This is a genomic window from Salmonella sp. SAL03688, from assembly GCF_046551895.1.
Classification (GTDB): domain Bacteria; phylum Pseudomonadota; class Gammaproteobacteria; order Enterobacterales; family Enterobacteriaceae; genus Salmonella; species Salmonella enterica.
Map to the genome: position 1 here is coordinate 1 of NZ_JBGDVI010000048.1, position 3,576 is coordinate 3,576.

Annotated in this window: 3 protein-coding genes and 3 pseudogenes; 5 read left to right on the top strand and 1 reads right to left on the bottom strand. The window is 48.9% G+C overall.

All coding sequences use genetic code 11. From position 1 onward, the window contains the following. Positions 1–528: 528 nt before the first annotated feature. The 5 genes and pseudogenes from ACLJR2_RS23595 to ACLJR2_RS23615 all read left to right on the top strand — a co-directional run. A pseudogene (locus tag ACLJR2_RS23595) lies at positions 529–1,390 on the top strand (IS630 family transposase); the annotation flags it as partial. Beyond that, positions 1,381–1,536 (top strand): annotated as a pseudogene (locus tag ACLJR2_RS23600) (DUF4942 domain-containing protein); the annotation flags it as partial. The pseudogenes ACLJR2_RS23595 and ACLJR2_RS23600, both read left to right, overlap by 10 nt. A gap of 76 nt (positions 1,537–1,612) precedes the next feature. Beyond that, the gene (locus ACLJR2_RS23605; RefSeq protein ID WP_000254752.1) at positions 1,613–1,861 is read left to right on the top strand and encodes a CopG family ribbon-helix-helix protein; all 249 of its coding nucleotides are present in this window, start codon (positions 1,613–1,615) and stop codon (positions 1,859–1,861) included. A 112-nt stretch (positions 1,862–1,973) separates the two neighbouring features. After that, on the top strand, positions 1,974–2,213 hold the full coding sequence (locus tag ACLJR2_RS23610) for a type II toxin-antitoxin system CcdA family antitoxin (protein ID WP_000016244.1): 240 nt from the start codon (positions 1,974–1,976) through the stop codon (positions 2,211–2,213). Between the two features lie 2 nt (positions 2,214–2,215). Further along, the gene (locus tag ACLJR2_RS23615) at positions 2,216–2,524 is read left to right on the top strand and encodes a CcdB family protein (protein WP_001199743.1); all 309 of its coding nucleotides are present in this window, start codon (positions 2,216–2,218) and stop codon (positions 2,522–2,524) included. Positions 2,525–2,647: 123 nt separating this feature from the next. Here the strand turns inward: ACLJR2_RS23615 and ACLJR2_RS23620 are convergent. Then, positions 2,648–3,576, bottom strand: a pseudogene (locus ACLJR2_RS23620) (IS3 family transposase); the annotation flags it as partial.

Here is a 3,576-nt window from a genome sequence, read left to right on the forward strand (position 1 = left end):
TGGCTTTTTAGTGGTTGATGCAGGTTTTGTCATGTGAGTCACCTCTTACTTGAGAGTTTACTCACTTAGTCGCGTGTCCACTATTGCTGGGTAAGATCAACGGACGTCTTTTTTTGTGCCTGAAATCCAGTATCCGCAAGGCTTTCCTCGATTTTCCTTTCAACAGAAGTCAATCTGAGTCAACCCACATCAACAAGCTTGTGAGTATACTAATGAGTATATTTTCCGATTCTATATTGCTTGTATACTCACGAGATACCAATCGAAGGAGGTCCATCATGACCTAACGGATACTAAAGTTCGTTCTGCGAAACCTGAGGATAAAGAGTATTCACTTGTTGACGGTGACGGCATGTCCTTACTTGTAAAACTTAAATAGCTGCGCCAAATAGTAGATCACTTTGAGGGAACTCAGCCCGGATTGTGCGATCTGATCAATCGCCAAAAATCACAAATCACCAACCGGACTGAGCGATGCCGATCATAGCACTAATTCCCCGTGACGAACGACGCCTGATGTAGAAAGCTATCCATAAAACGCACGATAAAAATTATGCCCGCAGGCTGACTGCCATGCTGATGCTGCACCGGGGCGATCGCGTCAGCGACGTTGCCAGAACGCTCTGCTGTGCCCGTTCCTCCGTCGGTCGCTGGATTAACTGGTTCACGTTGTCGGGTATTGAAGGTCTGAAATCATTACCTGCCGGGCGTACCCGTCGCTGGCCGTTTGAGCATATCTGCACGCTGTTACGTGAGCTGGTAAAACACTCTCCCGGTGATTTTGGCTACCAGCGTTCCCGCTGGAGTACAGAACTTCTGGCAATAAAAATCAATGAGATAACCGGTTGCCAGTTACATGCCGGAACCGTTCGCCGCTGGTTGCCGTCTGCGGGGCTTGTGTGGCGAAGGGCCGCGCTAATCCTGCGTATCCGTGACCCGCATAAAGATGAAAAGATGGCGGCAATCCACAAAGCGCTGGACGAATGCAGCGCTATTTTATGAAGATGAGGTGGATATCCATCTTAATCCCAAAATCGGTGCGGACTGGCAGCCACGCGGGCAGCAAAAACGCGTGGTGACGCCGGGACAGAATGAAAAATATTATCTGTCTAGCGCACTGCACAGCGGAACAGGTAAGGTCAGCTACGTGGGTGGAAACAGTAAAAGTTGAGTGTTGTTTATCAGTCTGTTAAAGCATCTGAAGGCGACGTACCGACGGGCAAAAACAATAACGCTCATCGTGGACAACTATATTATCCACAAAAGCCGGGAAACACAGCGCTGGCTGAAGCAGAATCCGAAGTTCAGGGTGATTTATTAGCCGGTTTACTCGCCATGGGTAAATCATGTTGAACGGCTATGGCAGGCGCTTCACGACACGATAACCCGCATCAACAGGTCTTTGAAGACGATATGTTCACCATTCGCTACTTTCAGAAAGGCAGCGGGCATATCACGTTTAAGCGTCTGGACCCGGTGGAGAAGATGAATGACATTGTGGCTAAGCACTATCCGGGGATGTTGCCTGCGAAATAAGATATGATGTTTTTATAGGCACCGCTATGCTAATCTTAATAGTAGTTATTAAGTGTTATTAAATGAGGTGATCCCTATGGTTTCTTCTGCTAAACAGACCATCAGCGCTCAGATTCCAGTTGAGTTGGCTCTTGCCGTTGAGAATCTGGCTGTAGAGCTGGATCGTTCAAAGAGCTGGGTCATAAAGGAAGCATTACTCTCCATGCTGGCAGAAAGAGAACGGCGTCATCAGAGCATCCAGGTCGGTCTTGCCGATGTGGATGCTGGTCGTGTAGTGAGTCATTCGGATATGGTAGATTTTGACAACCGTTTAAAGGAAACCTGACAGGCAAAGATGTTGCTATCCGAGCGAGATAGTCGCCTCTCATTGCCATTTGCTTAAATACTCCCCATACTAGATACATGTGTTTATTACACGTGTAATTTCAGGAGGCTCTATGTCGGGTATGAGTGTACGACATAAAAAAACAGTCAGTGTCACGCTGGAACCTGCATTGCTTCAGCAAGCCCGTGATGCAGGTATTAATCTGTCAGCGGTGCTTACCGCCGCGCTGAAAGAGGAAATCAGTGCCACAGGCGTTGAACGCTGGAAAGCAGAAAATAGAGCGGGTTTGCAGGAGCTCAATCGTATTACTGATGAGCACGGCCTTTTATCGGACGATTACAGGACGTTTTAATCATGCAATACATGGTTTATCGCAATAAAGGAAACAGCAAGGCTTATCCTTATTTACTTGATGTGCAAAGCGATATTATTGATGAACTGCATACTCGCATGGTTATCCCATTGTTTCCTGTGAGCAGATTGGTAAATAACCCAGTTAAGCGCCTCACGCCCACTCTGAATGTGGAAGGTAATGACTATCTGGTGATGACTCACGAAATGGCGAGTATCAGGCTTTCGCAGATTGGTGATGAGGTGATGGACGTTCGTTCCCACAGGCAAACCATCAAAAATGCTCTCGATTTTATCTTTGACGGGTTCTGAATGGCTTGCAGGTCAAATGGAGAGTTGTTCACCGTTCTGAAAGGGACTTGACGCGCTTGAACCTGTGGAAGAAGATGAGGCGTGATTTTAATGACCCTGGCCCAAATTCAGTACAGTGCTAAATCAGAGATCTTCGTCTTTCCGGAGACTTCGGATAAATTTAGCCGGAGTCATGTCATTTAATGATGAATGCGTTCTCTCATGCTTGTATTCCCTGCGCCAGTTGTCGGGTTTTTCCTGCGCATCTTCCAGTGACAGGAACCAGTGAATGTTCAGGCATTCATCCCGCAGACTGCCGTTAAATGATTCAATAAACGGGTTATCTGTCGGCTTTCCGGGGCGCGAGAAGTCCATTGTGACGCCGTGTTCATACACCCATTTATCCAGACTTTTTGAGATAAACTCGCTGCCGTTATCCGTCTGGATACGTACCGGCACCCGCAGTGCCTCCATTATTCTGACCACATCCTCGCCTTTTAACGATTTTCCGGCATGGATCGCCAGGCATTCCCGACTAAAATTATCCACTACAGTCAGCGCCCGAAAACGCCGCCCGTTAAACAGATTATCTGACACAAAATCCATACTCCGGCACTGATCGACATGCGTCAGGACCGGGCGCTGCTGACGGCGTGCTGCACTGACATGTCTGCGGGGCGTTTTCTGCTCAGGTTCAGGCCTTCCGGACAATAAATCCGGTGGGTTTTCTTGTGGTTAACAGGCCATCCCTCCCGGCGCAACTGAATATGAATACGCGGGCAACCGTAGCGTATCCGGGTTTCCGCTATTTCCCGGATACGCAGGGTTATCTCCCGATCATCACGCCGGCTCTGCCAGTGGTAAACGGTTCTGCTCTGCATCAGCAACCCGCATCCCCGCCGGACGCTGATACGGTAAGCCTCCCGCAAAAATGTCACCGCCTGGCGCTTCTGAGCCGGCCTCAGAACTTTTGCTTCAGTACCTCCTGTAGCATCTCCTTGTCCAGACTCAGCTCAGCGACCAGCTTCTTCAGCCGCTGATTCTCATCCTCCAGTTTCCGCAGGCGCCGCAGT

Excerpts from the sequence above, each read along its gene's own strand:
- ACLJR2_RS23605 (WP_000254752.1), top strand. The coding sequence starts at position 1,613 with ATGGTTTCTTCTGCTAAACAGACCATCAGCGCTCAGATTCCAGTTGAG.
- ACLJR2_RS23610 (WP_000016244.1), top strand. The coding sequence starts at position 1,974 with ATGTCGGGTATGAGTGTACGACATAAAAAAACAGTCAGTGTCACGCTG.
- ACLJR2_RS23615 (WP_001199743.1), top strand. The coding sequence starts at position 2,216 with ATGCAATACATGGTTTATCGCAATAAAGGAAACAGCAAGGCTTATCCT.